The sequence below is a fragment of the Deinococcus yavapaiensis KR-236 genome, assembly GCF_003217515.1.
In the GTDB taxonomy this organism is placed as follows: Bacteria; Deinococcota; Deinococci; order Deinococcales; family Deinococcaceae; genus Deinococcus_A; species Deinococcus_A yavapaiensis.
The window spans coordinates 96,382-116,210 of the sequence record NZ_QJSX01000006.1 but is presented as its reverse complement, the minus strand read 5'-3'; the positions used below and the strand labels follow the sequence as shown (position 1 = coordinate 116,210).

Here is a 19,829-nt window from a genome sequence, read left to right as displayed (position 1 = left end):
ACGAACAAGCGTTCGCGTCGACGTCACCGTCGACGCGAACGCTTCCAAGAAAGGCAGAAGGGAGCCTCATGGAGTTCTTCCTGCAACAACTTGTCAACGGCGTCGCCCTCGGAAGCGTGTACGCTCTCGTCGCCTTGGGCTTGACGCTCGTGTACGGCGTCTTGAAAATCCCGAACTTCGCGCACGGCGCTTTGTACATGCTGGGCGCCTACCTGACCTTCGTACTCCTCACACAGTTCGGCGTGCCTTACCTGCTCGCGCTGATCTTGTCCGGACTCGTGCTCGCCCTGCTCGGGGTGGTCATCGAGCGCCTGGTGTTCCATCCGCTGCGCGGCCAGCCACAAGTGCAAGCGATGATCGCCGCGATCGGCTTGCTGTTCTTCTTCCAAGCGGGCGCCCAGGCCATCTGGGGACCGGAATTTCGCGTGATGCAAAGCCCGTTCGGCGGCGTCGTCTCGATCGCCGGGGCGAGCGTCACCGTGCAGCGTCTGCTCGTGATCGCGGGCGCCGTCGTCGTGATGCTGGCGTTGTACTACTTCCTGAAGCGCACCGTCACCGGCGCGACGATCGAGGCCATGGCACAAAACCGTGAAGGCGCGCGTCTCGTCGGCATCAACACCGACCGCGTGTCGATGCTCACCTTCGCCATCAGCGCGGGTCTGGCCGCCGTCGCCGCGACCCTCATCGCGCCCATCAACCTCGTCTCGCCGACGATGGGCGACGTCGTGAACCTCAAAGCCTTCGCGATCATCATCCTCGGTGGCATGGGCAGCGTGCCCGGCGCGATCATCGGCGGGTATCTGCTCGCGCTCGCCGAGACCTTCACGGCCGCGTACGGAAGCGCCGTCGGCCTCAGCCCGGACTTCGCCGAGATCATCGGCTTCGCCTTGCTCGTGATCGTCCTCACCGTGAAGCCGAGCGGTCTGTTCGCCAAGGGAGCGTGACGAGATGTTCACGAAGACCCACTCGCGCGCCGCCCTGCTCGTCATGCTGATCGTCGCCGCCGTCATTCCCTTCATCACGAAGAACGCCTACTACCTCGACGTCCTGATCGTCGCGTTCATCTGGTCGATCGCCGCGACGGGCATGAACGTCCTGCTGGGCTTCACGGGGTTGCTGAACCTCGCGCACGCCGCGTTCTTCGGCATCGGCGCGTACGCCGTGGGCATCTTGACGTTCAAGCAAGGCTGGAACTTCTGGCTGGCCCTTCCGGTGGGCGTCGTCATCACCGCCGTGCTCGGCTACCTGTTCGGCCTCATCGCGTTTCGCACCCGACACGACGCCTTCGCGATCTTCACGCTGGCGGCGGGCATCATCGTCACGAGCATCATTCAGCGCTGGACGGACCTCACGGGCGGACGCGACGGCCTCAACGGCGTTCCTCCTCCCCCGCCGCTTCTCGGGCTGGAACTGGAGGGAAGTTCGCCCGGCTTCTACTACCTCGCGCTGCTCGCCTTGATCGTCGCGCTGTACGTCGTGTCGGTCGTCGTACGCTCGCCGACCGGCCGGAGTTTCGTCGCCATCCGCTCCAACGAGGACCTCGCACGCGCCAGCGGCATCAACGTGTACGCCCACAAGCAGCGCGCCTTGATGCTGTCCACGGCCCTCGCGGGCCTCGCGGGCGGCCTTTACGCCTCGTACCTCGGCTTTCTCGGGTACGCCATCACGAGTCCCAACCAGACCTTCCAGATTCTGCTGTTCGTCATCGTCGGAGGAATCGGAACGCTCACGGGGCCCGTCATCGGCACCTTCGTCGTCACGATCGCCTTGCAGTTCCTGCAGGGATTCCAGCAGTACCAATTGCTGATCTTCGGCCCCCTGCTCGTCTTGCTCGTCCTCTTCGCGCCGCACGGTCTGATGGGCTTGTGGATCCGAAGCACCTTGAAGTCACGCCGACCGCGAGCGAGCGCGACGCCCGCGCCCGCCGGAAAGGAGGGATGATGACGTCCTCCCCGAACACCGACTTGCTGCAAGTCGAGAATCTCGGCATCGCCTTCGGCGGCCTTCAAGCCGTGTCGGGCGTGAACTACCGCGTCACGCCGAACGCCATCAACGCCGTCATCGGCCCCAACGGCGCGGGCAAGAGCACCTTCTTCAACTTGCTGAGCGGCTTTTACAAGCCCACGTCGGGCCGCATCTTGTGGCGCGGACAGGACGTCACGCGCGTACCCGCGCACGAAATGGCGAAGCTCGGCATCGCCCGGACGTTCCAGACGACGAGCCTCTTCAAAGAGCTTCCCATCATCGAAAACGTCCTGCTCGGCACGCGCCTGCGAGGCAGAAGCGGCGTGTGGGACGCGATCTTACGCACGTCACGCCTGAAAAGGGAGGAGAACGAGGCGCGCGAGCGCGCCTCGTGGGCCTTGGACTTCGTGGGCCTAGGGCCGAACGACCCGAGGCCGGTGGCGATGCTGACCCAGGAAGCGCAAAAGCGCGTGTCGATCGCCATCGCGCTCGCAACCAACCCCAACCTCGTCCTGCTCGACGAACCCGCCGCGGGCATCAACCCCGAGGAGACGGCGGGCTTGACGCGCCTCATTCGCAAGATGACCGAGCACGGCCTCACCGTCCTGCTCATCGAGCACAAGATGAACATGATCATGAACCTCGCGAACCACATCATGGTGTTGCACCACGGACAGAAGATCGCCGAGGGCACTCCGCAAGAAGTTCAAGGCGACCCTGCCGTCATCTCGGCGTATCTCGGAGGAGGCAGCCGTGCTTGACCAGCTCAGTCTCGACATCAACGGCCTCACCGTCAACTACGGCGCGTTCGTCGCCTTGCGCGGCGTCACCCTCACCGTCGGCCGTGGCGAAATCGTCGTGCTGCTCGGCGCGAACGGCGCGGGCAAGTCCACGTTGTTTCGTACCATCAGCGGCCTTCAGAAGCCCACGAGCGGCTCGATCACCTACGGACGGACGAACCTCGTCGGCCTCTCGCCCGAAGGCATCATCCGCATGGGCATCGCGCAGTGCCCCGAGGGACGTCTGCTCTTCCCCGAATTGAGCGTCGAGAAGAACCTCGTCCTCGGCGGGTACATCCACCGACGCGACAAAGGCGGCGTGAAAGACGGCTTGGAGGAAGTCTACGCCCTCTTCCCCATCCTGCGTGACAAACGGCATCAAGCGGCGGGCAGCATGTCGGGCGGACAACAGCAGATGCTCGCCATCGGGCGTGCGCTCATGGCGAGGCCGAAAGTGCTGCTGCTCGACGAACCGTCGCTCGGACTCGCGCCGCTCGTGGTGGAGCAGGTGCTGGAGGTCGTGCAGCGCATCAACGCGGCGGGCACGTCGGTGCTGCTCGCCGAGCAGAACGCGTACGCGGCGCTCAGCATCGCGCACCGGGGGTACGTGCTGGAAAACGGCGTGTTGACGCTGGAGGGAACGCAGCAGGCGCTTCTCGGGAATGACGCGGTGAGGAGTGCGTATATCGGGGTGTGAAGAAGGGGGGTTGGAGGTTGCAGGGGCCAAAAGATGGTTCGTGGGCGGATAAAGGCCGGTCCCCCACCCCCAACTCCCTACCCCCGCCGGGGTAGGGGGGCTTGACGTTGCACTGGGCAGGTCGGAGGAGACGTTCCAGCAATGGCGCCAACGGGGCGGCGCCCTATCGAAGCGTGGCCATCCCGAGCGCCCCGCCTGCTTCCGAATCTGATGTGCTTCATGGTGACGAGTACCTGATACCAGTGCTTGATCGTTCGCGATGGCTGAGGATGGCGGCTGTATCTCGACGAATCCCGGCCCAGTGCTTTTACCCGGCGGGGTAGGAGGCCGCAGGCTTGCGAAGCACGGGCCGGGGCGGCCCTTCTCCACTCTTCAGCCGTGTTTCGGCCCCGGATACTCACCTCCCCTCTCCCCTCGCGGTATAACTACCCCAATCCAACGGAGGACTCATGCCGAATCTCGTGCACTACGAACAGCGCGGCGACATCGCCATCCTCACCATCGACAACCCGCCCGTGAACGTTTTCAGTCCCGGCGTGCCCGAAGGCATCAAGGAAGGCCTCGCGCGCGGCAACGCCGACGACAGCGTGAAAGCCTTCGTCCTGATCGGCGGCGAGCGCAGCTTCATCGCGGGCGCGGACGCCAAGACCTTCAACTTGCCGCCCGAGCAGTGGCCCGACATGCGCGGCACGATCGACGCACTCGAGGCGAGTCCGAAGCCGGTCGTGGCGGCGATGCACGGCAACGCGCTCGGCGGCGGACTGGAAGTCGCGATGGGCTGCCACTTCCGCGTGGCGGCGCCCGGTCTGAGCGTCGGCCAGCCGGAAGTGAAGCTCGGGGTGATTCCCGGGGCGGGCGGCACGCAGCGCCTGCCGCGCCTCATCGGCTTGGAGCAGGCCCTCACGATGATCGTGAAGGGTGATCCGATCAAGGCGGACAAGGCGTTGGAGTTCGGACTCGTGGACCAGATCGTGGAGGGCGACTTGCTCGAAGGAGCGATCGAGTTCGCGAGAACCGCTCAAGGCACACCGAAAATTCGTGATCGCGACGTACGCTTGGCGATTCCCACGCACGTCTTCTTCGACGTGGCGTCCGAGCGCGTGCAAAGGGAAGCGCGAGGTCTGCTCGCCCCGATGCTGTGCCTCGAAGCAGTGAAGTACGGCGTGGAGCACGGCTTCGACGCGGGCATGCGCCGTGAAGGCGAGCTTTTCATGGAGGCCGTGAACTCCGATCAGTCGAAGGGCCTTCGGCACGTGTTCTTCGCCGAGCGCGAAGTCGGGAAGATTCCGGGCGTCGACCGAAGCGTGAAGTCACGCGACATCGCGACGGCGGGCGTGCTCGGCGCGGGCACGATGGGCGGCGGGATCGCCATGAATTTCGCGAACGCCGGGATTCCCGTCGTCGTCTACGAAGCGAACGAAGCGAATCTTCAGCGCGGTCTCGCGACGATCCGCAAGAACTACGAGAACACCGCCAAGAAGGGCCGCCTCACCATGGAGCAAGTCGAGGAGCGCATGAAGCTCATTCGCGGCACCTTGGACTTCGCGGACCTCGCGAGCGCCGACTACGTCATCGAGGCGGTCTTCGAGGACATGAACGTCAAGAAGGACGTGTTCGGACGCCTCGACGCGACGTGCAAGCCCGGCGCGATCCTCGCGACGAACACCTCGACGCTGGACGTGAACGAGATCGCCAGGAGCACGAAGCGGCCCGGTTCGGTGCTTGGCATGCACTTCTTCAGTCCCGCGAACGTCATGAAGCTTTTGGAGATCGTGCGCGGCGAGGAGACGAGCGACGAGACCCTCGTGACGAGCGTCGGACTCGCCCGCGCCCTCAGAAAGGTCGGCGTCGTCGTCGGGGTGTGCGACGGCTTCGTCGGCAACCGCATGATCAACCAGTACGGGCGCGAAGCGCAGCAGATGGTGGACGAGGGCGCCACGCCGCACGAGGTGGACTCGGCCATGCACGCCTTCGGTCTTCCCATGGGCCCGTTCGAGATGAGCGATATGGCGGGCCTCGACATCGGGTACGCCATTCGCCAGCGTCTCGCGAAAGAAGCCGGACTCGAGAAGTCCGACACGTTCATGGACCGCATCGTGGAACTCGGCCGCAAAGGGCAGAAGACGGGCGCGGGCGTGTACTCCTACGCGAACGGCCGCACGCCCGTTCCCGATCCGGACGTCGAGAGCCTCATCCACAACTACCGCATGGAGAAAGGCTTGTTGAAGCGGGAGTTGAGCCGCGACGAGATCACGAAGCGCTTGATCTACCAACTCGTCAACGAAGGCGCGAAGATCCTGGAAGAAGGCGTCGCTTCACGCGCGGGAGACATCGACATCATCTACGTGTACGGCTACGGCTTCCCGGCGTACCGGGGCGGACCGATGTTCTACGCCGATCAAGTGGGCCTCGCGAGCGTCCTCGCCGACATTCGCGGTTTCCACGAGCGGCACGGCGACACGTGGAAGCCCGCGCCGCTTTTGGAAACATTGGCCGCGGAAGGCAAGACGTTCGCGCAGTACGTTCGCGCTTCGGGCGAGTCCGCCCGTCCTTGAAGGTCAGGATGACGGCCGAAGCGGACATCGTCGTGCGCGTCCTCGGGCAGGACGAGGCGCACGTCTTGAACGACGTGGCGCCCGACGTGTTCGACGGGCCGATCGACGCGCGCTGGACGGCGCAGTTCTTCTCGGACGCCCGCCATCACCTGGCCGTCGCCCTCGACGCGGGACAGGTGGTCGGCTTCGCTTCGGCCGTTCGTTACGTTCATCCGGACAAACCGCCGGAGGTGTTCGTCAACGAGGTGGGGGTCGCCGCGACGCATCGACGGCGAGGTTTGGGACGGCGGCTCGTCGAGCGTCTGTTCGATCACGCGCGCACCTCGGGATGTGAAACCGCCTGGGTGCTGACGGACGCTTCGAACGAGGCGGCCCGTCGTTTGTACGCCTCGGTGGGAGGCGAGGAAAGCGAAAGCCGTATCTTCGTGGTGTCGTTGAAGGCGAGTTCAGGGTCGTGAAGTGGACGAATCGGCACGAGCAGTTCGCAAGTGAGCCGCGCCCCTCAGCAAGGCGGCAAAGGAGATTTCCATGCGTGAAGCAGTGATCGTTTCGACGGCGAGGACGCCGATCGGGAAGGCTTATCGAGGTGCGTTCAACAACACGCACGGAGCGGATATGGGCGCGCACGTCGTTCGGCACGCCTTGGAACGGGCGGGCGTGCGCCCCGAGGACGTCGAGGACGTCTTGCTGGGCGTCGCGAACCCCGAGGGCGCGACGGGCGGGAACATCGCGCGGCAAGTGGCGATTCGCGCGGGCCTCCCGGTCACCGTCGCGGGCGCGACCGTGAACCGCTTTTGCTCGTCGGGCCTGCAGACCATCACGATGGCGGCGCACGCCGTCATGCAAGGCGACGCGGACATCATGGTGGCGGGCGGCTTGGAGAGCATCTCCCTCGTGCAAAACGAGCACATGAACAAGCACCGCGCGAGAAGCGAGTGGATCGAGGAGCACAAGCCCGAGTTGTACTGGAGCATGATCCAGACGGCGGAGAACGTCGCCAAGCGTTACGGCATCTCGCGTGAGCGCCAAGACGAGTTCGGGTACCACAGCCAGACGCGAACGGCGGCGGCGTGGCAGGAGGGACGCTTCGACGCGGAAGTCGTGCCGATGACGACGCGCAAGCTCGTGCAGGACAAGGCGACGGGCGAAATCCGCGAGGAGGACGTGACGCTGTCACGCGACGAGGGCGTTCGGGCGGACACGACGCTCGAGGGACTCGCGAGCGTCCGGACGGTGAACGAGGGCGGCTGCATCACGGCGGGCAACGCGTCGCAACTCAGCGACGGGGCGTCCGCGTGCGTCGTGATGAGCGCCGACACGGCGAGAGAACGCGGCCTCGCGCCGCTGGGCATCTTCCGCGGCTTCGCCGTCGCGGGCTGCGAACCCGACGAGATGGGCATCGGGCCCGTGTTCGCCGTTCCGAAGCTTCTGGAGCGCCACGGACTCGGCGTGGACGACATCGGCCTTTGGGAGCTCAACGAGGCGTTCGCCGTGCAGGTCCTGTACTGCATGGACAAACTGGGAATTCCGCACGAGAAGCTCAACGTGGACGGCGGCGCCATCGCCGTGGGGCATCCGTACGGCATGAGCGGCGCGCGCCTCACGGGGCACGCCCTTCTCGAAGCGAAGCGGCGCGGCGAGAAGTACGCGGTCGTGACGATGTGCGTCGGCGGCGGAATGGGCGCGGCCGGACTGTTCGAGATCGTGTGAGCGGGGAACGGTCATGACCAGTTACCTGAATCGCCGGGACGTTCAATTCATGCTGTACGAACTGCTCGACGCGCAGAAGCTTCCCGAGCGAGCGCCGTACGCGGACCACTCGCGCGAGACGTTCGACGACACGCTCACCCTCGCGCAGTCGCTCGCCGAGAAGTACTTCGCGCCGCACAACCGCGAGGCGGACTTGAACGAGCCGCACGTCGTGGACGGCAAGGTGGCGATCATTCCGCAAGTCAAGGAGGCCCTCGAAGCCTTTCGGAAGGCGGGTTTCTTCGGGGCGCATCACGCGTACGATCTCGGCGGGATGCAGTTGCCCGGCGTCGTCTTTCAAGCGGCGCAGGCGCACTTCCAGGCAGCGAACGTCTCGACGTCCGCGTATCCGTTCCTCACGATCGGCAACGCCAACCTCATCGCGGCGTTCGGCAGCGAAGCGCAAAAAACGAAGTACTTGCCGAAGCTCATCTCCGGCGAGTGGTTCGGAACGATGGCGCTCAGCGAACCTCAAGCGGGCTCGTCGCTGGCGGACATTCTCACGACCGCGACCCCGCTGGACGACGGGCGCTTTCTGATCTCGGGCACGAAGATGTGGATCTCGGGTGGCGAGCACGAGCTCAGCGAGAACATCGTGCATCTCGTGCTCGCGCGCATCAAGGACGCGCCGAAAGGCGTCAAGGGCATCTCGCTGTTCATCGTGCCGCGCTCGCGCGTGAACGACGACGGCAGCCTCGGCGAGCGCAACGACGTGAACCTCGGCGGGCTGTTGCACAAGATGGGCTACCGAGGCACGACGAGCACCGTGTTGAACTTCGGGGAGAACGGCGCGTGCCTCGGAGAGCTCGTCGGCGAGCCCAACAAGGGCCTCACGTACATGTTCCACATGATGAACGAGGCGCGCATCGGCGTCGGGATGGGCGCGACGATGCTGGGGTACGCGGGCTACCTGTACTCGCTGGAGTACGCCAAGACGCGGCCACAAGGCCGCAAGGCGAGCAACAAGGACCCGTTGTCCGAACAGCGCATGATCGTCGAGCACGCGGACGTGAAGCGGATGCTGCTGATGCAAAAGGCGTACGTGGAAGGCGCGTTCGCGCTGGGCCTCTACCTCGCCTCGCTCGTGGACGATCAGCGCACGCATCCCGACGAGGCGAAGCGCAGGGAGGCGGGCCTCCTGCTCGACATCCTCACGCCGATCATGAAGGCGTGGCCGTCGGACTTCTGCTTGGAGGCGAACAAGCAGGCGATCCAGATTCTCGGCGGCTACGGGTACACCCGCGAGTACCCCGTGGAGCAGTACTACCGCGACAACCGCCTCAATCCCATTCACGAAGGCACGAACGGCATTCAAGGTCTCGACCTCCTCGGGCGCAAGGTGACGATGGAGAACGGCGCGGCCTTCAAGTTGTTGGCGAGGGAACTTCAAGCGAGCATCGACGAGGCGTTCGCAGTGCCGGACGTGGAGTTGTTCGCGGGCGAACTCGCCGACGCTCTGCGAGTCGTGCGGCAAACGACGGGCGACATGCTCGGTCAGGCGGGCGAGGCGGGACCGGACGTGTTTCTCGCGAACGCCTCGCTGTACTTGGAGATGCTGGGGCACACGGTCATCGCGTGGATGTGGTTGCGCCAGGCGACCGTGGCGGCCAAGGCGCTCGGAAGCGCGAGCGAGGCCGATCAGGACTTTTACCGCGGCAAGCTTCAGGCGTGCCGTTACTTCTACCGCTTCGACTTGCCGAAGGTGAAGCCGCTCGGCGACCTCTTGCGGACGCTGGACCGCACGACGTACGAGATGCAACCTCAGTGGTTCTGAGAGGAGCGAGCGAAAGGGCGGGCGGCGAACCTGCCCTTTTCTCATGTCCGCCGAACGTCCGTTCGATGTAGGCTGAGGCCAATCACCGTCACGGAGGTTTCTCTTTGAGCGTCAAAGACTTACTGAACTTGCAAGGACGCGTCGCCATCGTCACGGGCGGCTCGCGCGGACTGGGCCTGCAAATCGCGGAGGCGCTCGGCGAGATGGGCGCGAAAATCGCCATCACGGCGCGCAAGGCGCACGAACTCGACGAGGCGAAAGCCCACTTGGAGGCGCAGGGCGTGGAGGTCCTCACGGTTGCGGCCGATCTCGGCCAGCCCGAGGCGGCGCCGCAGATCGTGAACGCCGTGATGGAGAAGTGGGGTCGCATCGACATCCTCGTGAACAACGCCGGAGCGACGTGGGGCGCGCCCGCCGAGCAGCATCCGCTCGACGCGTGGCACAAGGTCGTGAACCTCAACCTCACGGGGACGTTCCTGCTGACGCAAGCGGTCGGCGTGGCGAGCATGATTCCGCGCAAATCGGGCCGCATCATCAACGTCGCCTCGGTCGCGGGCCTGCAAGGCAACCACCCGAAGATGGCGGGCACCCTCGCGTACAACACGTCCAAGGGCGGCATGATCACCATGACGATGGCCTTGGCGAGCGAGTGGAGCAAGTACGGCATCACCGTCAACGCCATCTGCCCCGGCTACTTTCCCACCAAGATGACGAAGGGCACGCTCGATTACGCCGAGAAAGCCATCATCGAGAGCACGCCGCTGGGTCGTCTCGGCGGTCCCGAGGACCTCAAGGGTCTCGCGGTGCTGCTCGCCAGCGACGCGAGCGCGTACATGACCGGTCAAGCCATCGCCGTCGACGGCGGCATCAGCGCCATTTGAAAGGCTTCTCGTGACGCACACGCACAACCAGCAACTCGAAGAGTTCCGAGCGAAGGTCGGTCAGAACGTCGGCGTGAGCGAGTGGACGCTCGTCACGCAGGAAATGGTGAACACCTTCGCGGACGCGACGGGCGATCACCAGTTCATTCACGTGGATCCCGAGCGGGCCAAGCAGACGCAGTTCGGCGGTACGATCGCGCACGGCTTTTTGACACTCTCGCTGCTCGCCGGGCACCTGTCGAAGGGCTTGGAGCACGTCCTCAATCTCGGCGGGCGCATGGTCGTGAACGTCGGCCTCAACAAGGTGCGCTTCTTGTCGCCCGTCATGGTCGGAATGAAGGTGCGCTGCAAGGCGGGCCTCGTCTCCATCGAGGACGGCAAGGACGGCGAGTGGGTGCAGATCACCCTCAAGCAGACGGTGGAGCGCGAGGATGGCAAGCCCGCCATGATCGCCGAGACGATCTTCCGGACGTACTTCTGAGCATGCGAACGCTGACGTTCACGAACGCGTACCCGGAGGACGTGCGAACGGAGATCGTCGGGGGCGAGGAGGACCCCTTCCTCCTCGCCGACTTGAAGCTCGAGTGGCTCGCGAAGGACTGGCACGTGCTCGTTCACGACGACGGTCGCGTCGTCGCGCACGTCGGCTTGGTTCGAGCGCACGTGCATGCCGGAGACGAACGCGTCGAGGTCGGCGGGTACGGCGGGGTCCTCACGAAGGCGAGCGAGCGCGGCAAAGGACACGCCCGCGCCGCGCTCGACGTCGCCGACGAGCAACTTCGGGCGTGGGGCGTGGCGTTCGGCTTCCTCTTCTGCCGTCCGCAGCTCGTGCCGTACTACTCGGCGCTCGGCTGGCAGGAGCTGGCGGAGCCCGTGCAAGTGCAGCAATCGAGCGGGCCGATCGTCTTTCCGAAGAGCGCCATGGTCAAGCCCTTGGCGGATCGTGCCTGGCCGAGCGGTCCCGTGCGCTTGGAGGGCTTGCCGTGGTAAGGAAGGTACCGTGACGCCGTCCGTGAGCGAGAAGCGCGCCTTGCTGGAGGCGGCGATCGAGTCGAGCGCGTTCACGAAGTGGATCGGAACACGGCTCACGGCCTTCGAGGAAGGCGCGGTCGAAATCGAAGTCGACGTCCGCCCGGAGTTGACGCAACATCACGGCTTCGTGCACGGCGCGGTCGTGGGGTACATGGCGGACACGGTGAGCGCGTGGGCGGCGGCGTCCGTCGTGGGTGACGTCGTGACGAGCGAGTACAAGCTCAACCTCCTGTCGCCCGCCGTCGGCGAGGTGCTACGGGCGCGCGGAACCGTCGTGAAGGCGTCGAGAAGCCAAGTCGTGACGCGCGCGGACGTGTTCGCGGTACGGGGCGGCCATGAAAAGATCGTGGCGACCGCCCTCGCGACCATCGCGAAAGTCAATTCGTAAGGAGGCACGGTTCATGCACTTCGATTACAGTCCGAAAGTCCAAGAGCTTCGCGCTCGGCTGCTCGCCTTCATGGACGAGCACATCCTCCCGAACGAGGAGACGTACGAGCGGCAACGCGCCGAAGGCGACCGCTGGCAGCCTGTCAAGATCATCGAGGACCTCAAGCCCAAGGCGCGCGAGGCGGGGCTGTGGAACCTCTTCTTGCCGCCGAGCACGTCCAATCGGGGCGCGGGCCTCACGAACCTGGAGTACGCGCCGCTGTGCGAAATCATGGGCCGCGTGCCGTGGGCGTCCGAAGTGTTCAACTGCTCCGCGCCCGACACGGGCAACATGGAGACCATCGCGCGCTACGGCAGCGAGGAGCACCACGAGACGTGGCTGAAGCCGCTGTTGGAAGGCGAGATCCGCTCGTGCTTCGCCATGACCGAGCCCGACGTCGCTTCGAGTGACGCCACGAACATCCAAAGCCGCATCGAGCGAAGCGGCGACGAGTACGTTCTCAACGGCCGCAAGTGGTGGACGAGCGGCGCGGGCGATCCGCGGTGCAAAGTCGCGATCTTCATGGGCAAGACCGACCTTGCCGCGCCCAGGCACCTTCAGCAGAGCATGATCCTCGTGCCGATGGACGCGCCCGGCATCACCATCAAGCGGATGCTGCCCGTCTTCGGGTACGACGACGCGCCGCACGGACACGGCGAGGTGATCTTCGAGAACGTCCGCGTGCCCGTCAGCAGCGTCTTGCTCGGCGAAGGGCGCGGCTTCGAGATCGCGCAAGGACGCCTCGGGCCGGGCCGCATCCACCACTGCATGCGCCTCATCGGCGTGGCGGAACGGGCGCTCGAAGCGATGTGCAGGCGCGCCGAGGCCCGCACGGCGTTCGGCAAGAAGTTGAGCGAACACGGAGTGGTGCGCGCGCAGATCGCGCAAAGCCGCATGGAGATCGAGCAGGCGAGACTGCTGGTCCTCAAGGCGGCGTACATGATGGACACGGTCGGGAACAAGGCGGCGCGAAGCGAGATCGCCATGATCAAGGTCGTCGCGCCGAACGTCGCGTGCCAAGTCATCGACCGAGCGATTCAAGTGCACGGTGGAGCGGGCGTCTCGAACGACACCTTCCTCGCGTACGCGTACGCCATGAGCCGCACGCTGCGCCTCGCGGACGGGCCGGACGAAGTGCATGCCGAGACGGTCGCGAAGGAAGAACTCAGGGCGTACCAGCCGAAGCGCGAGCGCAAGGAGCTTTCGCCGAGCGAGATGACGGCGCCGGGCGCGGGGGTGAACGTATGAACCTTCGGGACAAGGTCGTGATCGTGACGGGCGGCGCGTCGGGCATCGGGCTCGCGCTGTGCGAGCGGTTCGTGCAAGAAGGCGCCCGGGTGGTGCTGTCGGACCTCAAGGCGGACGCGGCAAGCGAGCAGGCGCGGCGCATCGGCGCGACCGCCATCGCGGCGAACGTGGCAAGGGAAGAGGACGTAAGGCGCCTCGTGGAGGAAGCGACGCGGCAGTTCGGGCGAGTGGACGTGTTCGTGTCGAACGCGGGCATCGCGGTAGGGCACAGCGAGCAGAGTTCGGACAAGGAGTGGGACCTCATCTGGCACGTCAACACGATGAGCCACGTGTACGCCGCGCGGGCGGTGCTGCCGCAGATGTTGGAGCGCCAGGAAGGCTACCTTCTGAACGTCGCCTCGGCGGCGGGTTTGCTGACGGAACTGCACTCGGCGCCGTACGCGGTGACGAAGCACGCGGCGGTCGCGTTCGCCGAGTGGCTGGCGGTCACGTACGGCGACAAGGGCATTCGCGTGTCGTGCTTGTGTCCGGAGTTCGTGCAAACGCCGATGATTCAAAACGAAGGCGACGACTGGGAGTTCATCAAGGCGAACGCCATTCCCGTGTCGACCGTCGTGGACAAGGTGATGACCGCGCTCGCCGAGGAGCGCTTCTTGATTCTCACGCACGATTCGACCTTGCCCGCGTTTCAAGCGCGGGCGATGAACCACGAGAAGTGGCTGAGCCGCATGCGCGGCTACCGCGCTCGGATGTTCGGGGAGGAAGCGTGACGGATACCGCTCCCGTTCGCCCCGGCGAGGAATTGAACGTCGAGGCTTTGCGGGCGTTTCTGCACGGCAAGCTCGACGGGGAGCTCGCCGTGCAGCAGTTTCCGGGCGGGCACTCGAACCTCACGTACCTTCTCAAGGTGGGCGAGCGCGAGTTCGTGCTGCGGCGCGCGCCGATGGGACCGGTGGCGCCCAAGGCGCACGACATGGTGCGCGAGTTCCGGGTGTTGGAGAAGCTGCATCCCGTGTACCGTTTCGCGCCGAAGCCGGAACTGCTTTGCGAGGACGCCTCGGTTCTCGGCGTGCCGTTCTACCTCATGGAGCGGCGGCGCGGCGTGATCCTGCGGCGCGAGGTGCCGAGCGAGTACGCGGACACCACGGACTTCCCGAGGCGAGCGTCGCAAGCCCTCGTGGACGGCTTGGCACAGTTGCACGCCGTCGACATCTTCGGCACGCGCTTGGCGGACATCGGGCGGCCCGAGGGCTTCTTGACGCGGCAGGTGGAAGGGTGGGCGGAGCGCTGGAATCGCGCGAAGGTGGAGGACGTGCCCGACATGGAGCGGGCGCTGACGTACCTGCGCGGCGCGTTGCCCGAGCCGCGCGCGGCGACCCTCGTGCACAACGATTACAAGCTCGACAACGTGATGCTCTCCCCGAACGACCCGGGCCGCCTCGTGGCGGTTCTCGACTGGGAAATGACGACCGTGGGCGATCCCCTCGTGGATCTGGGCTTGTCGCTGTGCTACTGGCAGCAGCCCAACGAGCCTTTCGGCGCGTTCGGGCAAGGCGGGTGGTTCTCGCGCGACGAGTTCATCTCACGCTACGCCGAGCGAACGGGCTTCGACGTGTCGCGCGTGGCTTGGTACGAGGTGCTGGGGGCGTTCAAGCTCGCCGTGATCTTGCAGCAGATCTTTTACCGCTATCACGTCGGGCAGACGCGCGACCCGAGGTTCGCCAAGCTGGACCGGCAAGTGAAGGCAATCGCGGGCATGGCGGTCGCCAGGATGAACGCTTGAGCACGCTCACCTTGGTGCGGCACGGGCAGGCGACGCCGTTCGAGGACGACACGGACCGCCTCTCGCCGCTCGGAGAGCGACAAGCGCGCGTGCTGGGCGAATTCTGGCGAGCGCGCGGCGTGTCGTTCACCGAAGTCTGGTGCGGCACGCTCGTGCGGCAAACCAGGACGTACGAGATCGCGCGCGACGCGCTGGGAGAGGCATTGCCGAACGCGCGGTTCGACGAGCGCTTGTCGGAGTACGCGGCGGACGGCATCCTCGGACATCTCGCGCCGAGGTTGGCGAAGGAAAGCGAAGCGTTTGGCGCGCTCATGGAGGCGTCGCGCACCGCCATGCGCGGCCCGGAGCGCAATCGGTACTTTCAGCGGATGCTGGAAGCCTTGATGGCGCACTGGCAAACGGCGGACGACGTGCCGGAGGGCGTGGAGTCTTGGAGCACCTTCGCGGATCGGACGCGGCGGGTGTTCGGCGACATTCTTCGCGCTCCGGGCGCGGCGCGGCACGTCATCGTGTTCACGTCGGGCGGCGTGATCGGGCGGGCGGTGCAACTCGCGCTGCGCGCGCCCGACGACGCGATGCTGACGTTGAATTGGCGCGTGCGGAACGCCAGCCTCACGACCTTCACGTTCAGCGGCCCTCGTTTGTCGCTCGACGAGTTCAACGTGACGGCGCACCTGCCCGCCGACTTGGTGACGTATCGTTGACGCGATGACTCAGCCAGCATTTCACTTGAGCCGCGAGCACATTCACACGACTTGGGACCGCTCTCTCACGCCCGCCTTGACGATTCCCGAGGGCGCCACCGTCGTCTTCGAGACGCTCGACGCGTCGTACGGCGGCGTGGCGAGAAGCGTGGCGGGAAACGGCACGCCGACGAACGACGCGCTCGCCCGGTTGATCGCCGAGCACGCGTATCCGGAGCGCAGCACGGGTCCGAGAGGCCATCCGCTCACGGGGCCGGTGTTCGTGGAGGGCGCGAAGCCCGGAGACACCCTCGTCGTGGAGATCCTCGACGTGAAGACCGGCGCGTGGGGCTGGACGAGTTGCCGTCCGAACGGCATCGGGCTGCTGGACAAGGTACTGGCGGACATGGGCGAACTCGAGGCGCCGACGAGCCGCTACTGGGATCTTCGCGAAGGCGCGCACGCGCGGTTCTCGCCGAGCATCCGCGTGCCGCTCTCGCCGTTTTGCGGCGTGATGGGCGTCGCGCTCGCGCAAGAAGGCCAGCATCCCACGTCGCCGCCTCGGCACGTTGGCGGGAACATGGACGTGCGTCAACTCGTGAAAGGCGCGACGCTGTACCTTCCGGTGGAAGTCGAGGGCGCGCTCTTCTCGGTGGGGGACGTGCACGGCGCGCAAGGTGACGGCGAGGTGTGCGGCACGGGCATCGAGACGGACGGGCTCGTGACGTTGAAGTTCGGCGTGCTTCGAGGAGCGGGCATCGCGTCGCCGCAACTCGGCGTCCCGGCGATGTTCGACGCGCACCTCGGCGAGAAGGGCTGGTTCGCGACGACCGGGCACGCGCCCGACTTGATGGAAGCCGCGAGGATCGCCTTGCTGGAGATGCTGCGCCACTTGAAGCGCGTGCGCGGCCTGAGCCTCGTGGACGCGTACATCTTGGCGAGCGCGTGCGTGGACCTCAAAATCAGTCAGATCGTGGACGCGCCGAATTGGACGGTGAGCGCGTTCCTGCCGCTCGTGATCTTCGAGGATTGAACGAAGCGTGAATGAAGACGAGACCCGGCCGAAGCCGGGTCTCGTTTCGCTTGACGCCGATCAATTCAACGGCATGTTGAGGGGCGTTCCGAAAGTCACGGCGCGCGTGGACGTGTCGTTCGAGATGACGTTTCCGGCCACGGTCGGGATGATGTCGCCCGCGCCGTAGTTGTCTCCGCCGACGATCGCTCCGTACACGTTGACACTGCCTGCTTGCGGTTTCCCGCCGAGTTCACTCCAGGGAATCGCGATTTCCACGATTTGCTGGGCGTCGCTGCCACTCGTCGCGAGGGTGTTCGGAGTGGTGCGCTGCGTGACTTGGGTCGTGGACTCGGCGCGCCACAACTGCGCCCCGCTGTCCCGATTCCAGCGGGCGAGGAAGAAGTCGATGCCCGCGCCGCCCGTGAAGGTGATGTTGCGCGACCACGCGTTGAGGCCGAGGGCCGTCGTGAAGCCGCCGGACTTGAAGTCGAGGTACACGATGGCGCCGTTGCCGTCGATTCGGTATCGATACGCGAGGTACAAGAAGTTGTCGTCGAAGTCGGCGAGCAACTCTTGGAAGTTGTTGTCCGGTCCGAACACGCCCTCCGCTTCGCTCAGGGCGCGCGCCTTCGGATTCGTCCAGTCGGCGAGGTTTCCGTCGATGGTGTACTTCGTGCGGATGTCGCGCGCGAGGTCGAAGTCGACGTTTACGGCGGGCGCGGTGACGGTGCGCGCGGCGGGCGAGATGAAGCCGGGAGCGGTGACGTTCAACGTCTGCGATCCGCTGGGTGCGCGCAGGAAGTACGTGCCGTCGGAGAAGGAGCGGGCGTAGAAGAGATTGGGGTTGCTGCTCGCTTCGATCAACGCGTTCACGACGTTCGTGTCACCGCTCGTCACGCGGCCCGTGATCGTCGCGTTCGGGACGGGCTCCGTGATGAAGTCGTACACGCCGCTGTAGTTCTCGGCGCCGACCCCGACGATCAGCGAGCGGTCGGGTTGACCGGGGCCTTCATAGCCGGAGTTCTTGGCGCCCGAAGCGTCGTTGCCGAACTTGAACTTGATTTCACGGAACAGCGGCAAGTCGATCGTCTTCGTCCAGATGCCCGGTTGGCCCGCGACGGGATTCAAGGCGATACGCTGCTCGCCGCCCGCGTCGAAGCGACGCAGTTGCACTGAGCCGTTGCCTTGCGTGCGGGCGTCGACGGTGAACGTGACGCTCGCGGTCAAGGTGTCGCTCGGCGTGGCCGTGGTCGTCGCGCCGCTCGACTCGGAACCGTCCGAGCCGACGGTCACGACTTTGAATTCGTACGCGGCGCCGTTCGTGAGACCCCGCACGAGGAAGTTGGAGGTGCCTCGGTCGAGGGGGGCGAAGTTGAGCTGCGTATACGCTGAGGCACCGATGCGGCGTTGGTAGACGCGGTAACCGACGACGTTCGAGGCGCTCGCAGGCGTCCACGAGAGACGCACGGCGGCGTCGCCCGCTCGCGCGGTAAGACCCGTGGGATTGGGGAGGCTGCGATCGATGAGGCCCAATCCGCCCAAGCCGGTGAGGCCACTCACAGCGAGGAGGGTGCGGGCGGGCACCGTTCCAACGAGCTTCCCGTTTTGCACGCGCAAGTTCGAGGCACGACCCGTGATCTCCGTGAGGGGTCCGCCCGCGAACGTTCCCAACAGTGGGATGCCGCCGCCCGGTAGAGATGCGAGGTCGATCGACATGTTTGAGTTGTTCATGGCGAACACGACGGGGGGATCGGCGAGCGAGTCGTTAGCATTCGATGCGATACGGCGGTAGGCGAGGATTGGTGCGCCCCCATTGGGGCGCCACAGTTCCTGCTGCGTGCCGTCACGCAAGACGCGGTACTTTTGGCGGGCGGCGGCAAGGGCGGAGAGACGACGTGCGATCGGAGAGGCGTCGACGGCCGAGAAATTCATGGGCTCGCGGTTTGTCTGGCCGATGGGAAAGTTGTATGGGTCGCCGCCGCCGGGCATTGCGATTTCCGTACCGTAATAGACGCTGGGGATGCCGCGTGACGTGTAGATCAGCGAGAGCGCGAGATCGAGGCGTTCGCGCGCCTCTACTGTCGAGCCGCCGCGATCGGTCACCTCGTTCACGAAGCGTTTCACGTCGTGGTTGTCCACGAACGTCGTGAGGCGGCGCGCGTCGTTGTACACGATGTCGCGGGAAAAGACACCCGCGATCGCGTCGAGGTTGCCATTCGCGCTCGAGAGGTGGTCCTTGATATTGAAGTACAGCGGGAAATCGAAGACCGAGGGCGCGCCGAACTCGTTCATGTACCGAGCAAGGAACGCGGGGTCACCATTATAAATTTCGCCGACGGTCCAGATGCGCTGCGCGTCCCCAGGGCCGCCAGGAGCAAAGAATTGCGGCCAGTAGCTGTCGGCGACGTGCTTCATGGTGTCCATGCGAAGAGCGTCGATGCCCGTTTCACGAATCCAGTACGAAACGAAGCGGTTGAGGTAATCGCGCACTTGCGGCAAGTCTTGCTTGAAGTCGGGCAGCCCGGCGAGGGCGCAGTCTTGGTCCTTGTTCGGGGACGCGTTGCACTCGGCGTTCGTGTGGAACCACTCCGGGTGCTCCACGGCGAGCGTGGTCCCATAACCGGCGTGGTTGACGACGATGTCTTGGATCACTTTTAGGTTGTTGCGCTTGGCGGTCTGCACGAAGCGCTTGAGGTCTTGCATCGTGCCGAGATGCGGATCGATTTTGAAGAAGTCGTCCGCCCAGTACCCATGGTAACCTGCCGAAATTTTGCCTTGGTTCGGGCCATCGCCAACGGGAACGGAGGGCACTTGCAACGTGACGGGGGTGATCCAGATGGCCGTGAAGCCCAGCTTGCGGAAGTAGCCTTCTTCTATTTTTTGGGTGAGGCCCGCGAGATCGCCGCCTTGCCATGCAAGAGGATTGCTGGGGTCGGCGCGGTCCCCTGCGTCTCGGTTGCCTCCGTTGTCATTGAAAGGATTGCCGTTCGAGAATCGGTCGGTGACGGCAAAATAAATGATTTCATTCCGCCAACTGTCCAGCAAGGTCGTTCTGGAACTTGGAGCACGCAGCGCTTGAGGGGTTGGGGGATCGTCGGTGGAGGCAGGTGTGGGAACGAGGCCACAGGAAGCCAGCGACAGCGAGAGCAAAATCGCCGCCCCAGCGCGGCGAGGTGGAAGCGTTTTCATGACGCCTCTATGAAACCCCTCGGCGCACGATCCTTGCAAGACTAAAGTTTT

At 65.3% G+C, this 19,829-nt stretch carries 18 protein-coding genes; 17 read left to right on the top strand and 1 reads right to left on the bottom strand.

All coding sequences use genetic code 11. The features are described from left to right. Nucleotides 1–68: 68 nt before the first annotated feature. The 17 genes from DES52_RS09280 (at nucleotide 69) to DES52_RS09200 (ending at nucleotide 16,607) form a co-directional block, all read left to right on the top strand. Nucleotides 69–944 (top strand): branched-chain amino acid ABC transporter permease, encoded by an 876-nt coding sequence (locus DES52_RS09280; protein ID WP_110886534.1) that lies wholly within the window; start codon nucleotides 69–71, stop codon nucleotides 942–944. Nucleotides 945–948: 4 nt separating this feature from the next. Further along, nucleotides 949–1,941 carry a branched-chain amino acid ABC transporter permease gene (locus tag DES52_RS09275; RefSeq protein ID WP_110886533.1) on the top strand — a complete coding sequence of 331 codons (993 nt, stop codon included), beginning with the start codon at nucleotides 949–951 and terminating at the stop codon, nucleotides 1,939–1,941. Further along, nucleotides 1,941–2,726, top strand: a complete 786-nt coding sequence (locus tag DES52_RS09270) for an ABC transporter ATP-binding protein (RefSeq protein ID WP_170130976.1) — start codon at nucleotides 1,941–1,943, stop codon at nucleotides 2,724–2,726. The genes DES52_RS09275 and DES52_RS09270 overlap by 1 nt, the downstream gene beginning before the upstream one ends. After that, nucleotides 2,719–3,441, top strand: coding sequence for an ABC transporter ATP-binding protein (locus DES52_RS09265; RefSeq protein ID WP_110886532.1), 723 nt, complete (start codon nucleotides 2,719–2,721; stop codon nucleotides 3,439–3,441). Before DES52_RS09270 ends, DES52_RS09265 begins: the two co-directional genes overlap by 8 nt. Nucleotides 3,442–3,890: 449 nt before the next feature. After that, on the top strand, nucleotides 3,891–5,996 hold the full coding sequence (locus DES52_RS09260) for a 3-hydroxyacyl-CoA dehydrogenase NAD-binding domain-containing protein (protein ID WP_110886531.1): 2,106 nt from the start codon (nucleotides 3,891–3,893) through the stop codon (nucleotides 5,994–5,996). 8 nt (nucleotides 5,997–6,004) lie between these two features. Next, nucleotides 6,005–6,454, top strand: a complete 450-nt coding sequence (locus DES52_RS09255) for a GNAT family N-acetyltransferase (RefSeq protein WP_110886530.1) — start codon at nucleotides 6,005–6,007, stop codon at nucleotides 6,452–6,454. Between the two features lie 70 nt (nucleotides 6,455–6,524). Beyond that, nucleotides 6,525–7,706, top strand: a complete 1,182-nt coding sequence (locus DES52_RS09250) for an acetyl-CoA C-acyltransferase (RefSeq protein WP_110886529.1) — start codon at nucleotides 6,525–6,527, stop codon at nucleotides 7,704–7,706. Between the two features lie 13 nt (nucleotides 7,707–7,719). Continuing rightward, nucleotides 7,720–9,519, top strand: a complete 1,800-nt coding sequence (locus DES52_RS09245) for an acyl-CoA dehydrogenase (protein WP_110886528.1) — start codon at nucleotides 7,720–7,722, stop codon at nucleotides 9,517–9,519. A 104-nt stretch (nucleotides 9,520–9,623) separates the two neighbouring features. Further along, nucleotides 9,624–10,400 carry an SDR family oxidoreductase gene (locus DES52_RS09240; protein WP_110886527.1) on the top strand — a complete coding sequence of 259 codons (777 nt, stop codon included), beginning with the start codon at nucleotides 9,624–9,626 and terminating at the stop codon, nucleotides 10,398–10,400. Nucleotides 10,401–10,410: 10 nt separating this feature from the next. Beyond that, the gene (locus tag DES52_RS09235) at nucleotides 10,411–10,881 is read left to right on the top strand and encodes a MaoC family dehydratase (protein WP_110886526.1); all 471 of its coding nucleotides are present in this window, start codon (nucleotides 10,411–10,413) and stop codon (nucleotides 10,879–10,881) included. Nucleotides 10,882–10,883: 2 nt separating this feature from the next. Then, nucleotides 10,884–11,390 (top strand): GNAT family N-acetyltransferase, encoded by a 507-nt coding sequence (locus DES52_RS09230; RefSeq protein WP_110886525.1) that lies wholly within the window; start codon nucleotides 10,884–10,886, stop codon nucleotides 11,388–11,390. A gap of 10 nt (nucleotides 11,391–11,400) precedes the next feature. Further along, entirely contained in the window at nucleotides 11,401–11,820 is a 420-nt protein-coding gene (locus DES52_RS09225; RefSeq protein WP_245900861.1) for a PaaI family thioesterase, read from the top strand. Between the two features lie 13 nt (nucleotides 11,821–11,833). Further along, nucleotides 11,834–13,108, top strand: a complete 1,275-nt coding sequence (locus DES52_RS09220; protein WP_110886524.1) for an acyl-CoA dehydrogenase family protein — start codon at nucleotides 11,834–11,836, stop codon at nucleotides 13,106–13,108. Beyond that, nucleotides 13,105–13,878 carry an SDR family oxidoreductase gene (locus tag DES52_RS09215; RefSeq protein WP_110886523.1) on the top strand — a complete coding sequence of 258 codons (774 nt, stop codon included), beginning with the start codon at nucleotides 13,105–13,107 and terminating at the stop codon, nucleotides 13,876–13,878. Before DES52_RS09220 ends, DES52_RS09215 begins: the two co-directional genes overlap by 4 nt. Then, nucleotides 13,875–14,891: a phosphotransferase family protein gene (locus DES52_RS09210; protein WP_110886522.1), complete on the top strand. Its 1,017-nt coding sequence runs from the start codon at nucleotides 13,875–13,877 to the stop codon at nucleotides 14,889–14,891. Before DES52_RS09215 ends, DES52_RS09210 begins: the two co-directional genes overlap by 4 nt. Continuing rightward, nucleotides 14,888–15,595, top strand: coding sequence for a histidine phosphatase family protein (locus tag DES52_RS09205; RefSeq protein WP_110886521.1), 708 nt, complete (start codon nucleotides 14,888–14,890; stop codon nucleotides 15,593–15,595). The genes DES52_RS09210 and DES52_RS09205 overlap by 4 nt, the downstream gene beginning before the upstream one ends. Before the next feature lie 4 nt (nucleotides 15,596–15,599). Beyond that, nucleotides 15,600–16,607: an acetamidase/formamidase family protein gene (locus tag DES52_RS09200; protein ID WP_110886520.1), complete on the top strand. Its 1,008-nt coding sequence runs from the start codon at nucleotides 15,600–15,602 to the stop codon at nucleotides 16,605–16,607. Between the two features lie 60 nt (nucleotides 16,608–16,667). Here the strand turns inward: DES52_RS09200 and DES52_RS09195 are convergent, their stop codons facing one another. After that, nucleotides 16,668–19,778: an alpha-amylase family glycosyl hydrolase gene (locus DES52_RS09195; RefSeq protein ID WP_110886519.1), complete on the bottom strand. Its 3,111-nt coding sequence runs from the start codon at nucleotides 19,776–19,778 to the stop codon at nucleotides 16,668–16,670. Nucleotides 19,779–19,829 lie beyond the last annotated feature (51 nt).